The 1,272-nt window shown below is 76.5% G+C and carries 2 protein-coding genes; both read left to right on the top strand.

All coding sequences use genetic code 11. The features are described from left to right. Positions 1–405 (top strand): metallopeptidase family protein (locus HGA02_RS19745; RefSeq protein ID WP_246248131.1); only part of this gene is annotated, 405 nt, incomplete at its 5' end. A 12-nt stretch (positions 406–417) separates the two neighbouring features. Then, positions 418–1,272, top strand: an 855-nt coding sequence (locus tag HGA02_RS19740; RefSeq protein ID WP_168681107.1) for a glycosyltransferase family 2 protein, incomplete at its 3' end; no start/stop codon positions are given.

Here is a 1,272-nt window from a genome sequence, read left to right as displayed (position 1 = left end):
CGACGCGACCGCCGCGGCCGTGGCCCGCGCGGACCGCTGATGCCCTCGACGATGCCCGCGTACCGCACGCGGGCCGAGCGCTTCGACGACCTCGTGCTCGACGCCGTCGAGCGGCTCGAGCGGCGCTGGACGCGGCAGCTCGACGGCACCGAGTTCGCGGTCGAGGACGTGCCGCCGTCCAACCCGGCGCCGTGGGAGCACGGCGGTGTGCCGCTCGGCCGCTACTTCCCCGCCGACTCCGGTCTTCCCGCGCGCATCGTCGTCTACCGCCGTCCCGTCGAGTCGCGCGCGACCGACGCGGGCGACCTCGCCGACCTCGTGCGCGACGTCGTGGTCGAGCAGGTCGCGCACCTGCTGGGACGAGCACCCGAGGACGTGGACCCCGGCTACGGTGACGCCCACTAACCTGGGCGCACGATGAGCAGCCCCGCCCCCACCGTCCGAGTCGTCTGCGTCGTCTACCACCCCGGCGAGGAGCTCGAGCGCTTCGCGCGCACGCTCGCCGGCGCGACGTCCGCCCCCTACGAGCTCGTCGTCGTCGACAACGGCGACGACCCCACGGTGTCCCGTGCGGTCGCCGCCCGGCACGGTGCCCGGGTCGTCGAGTCGGGCGCGAACCTCGGGTACGGCGGCGGCGCCAACCTGGGCGCCCGGGACGCGCAGGTGCCCTGGCTCGTCGTCGCCAACTCCGACCTCGAGTGGGAGCCGGGCTCGCTCGACGTGCTGGTCGCGGCCGGCGAGGAGCACCCCGACGCCGGCGCGCTCGGTCCCGCGCTGCTCAACGTCGACGGCACCGTCTACCCGTCCGCGCGCGCCCTGCCGTCGCTGACCCAGGGCGCCGGTCACGCGCTGCTGGTCCGGGTCTGGCCGGGCAACCCGTGGACCCGCGCCTACCGCGCGCAGCACGAGGACGCGGGCGGGCAGCGGGCCGCGGGCTGGCTCTCGGGCGCGTGCCTGCTGCTGCGCCGGTCGGCGTTCGAGGCCGTCGGCGGGTTCGACGACGGCTACTTCATGTTCTTCGAGGACGTCGACCTGGGCGAGCGGCTCGGTCGCGCCGGGTGGACCAACCTCTACGTGCCCGGCGCGCGCGTCACGCACGTCGGCGGCACGTCCTGGCGCGAGCGGCCGGCCCGGATGATCTCGGCGCACCACACGAGCGCGGCCCGCTACGTGTCGCGGCGGTACCCGCACGCCTGGCAGTGGCCGGTGCGCGTCGCGGTGACGACCGGCCTGCGGCTGCGCGAGCGGTCCGAGCTCCGGGCGGCCGCCCGC

Source organism: Cellulomonas septica, from assembly GCF_012396155.1.
GTDB lineage: Bacteria > Actinomycetota > Actinomycetes > Actinomycetales > Cellulomonadaceae > Cellulomonas > Cellulomonas septica.
Note: the sequence above shows the minus strand (reverse complement) of the source record. Positions and strands in the feature narration are given on the sequence as shown.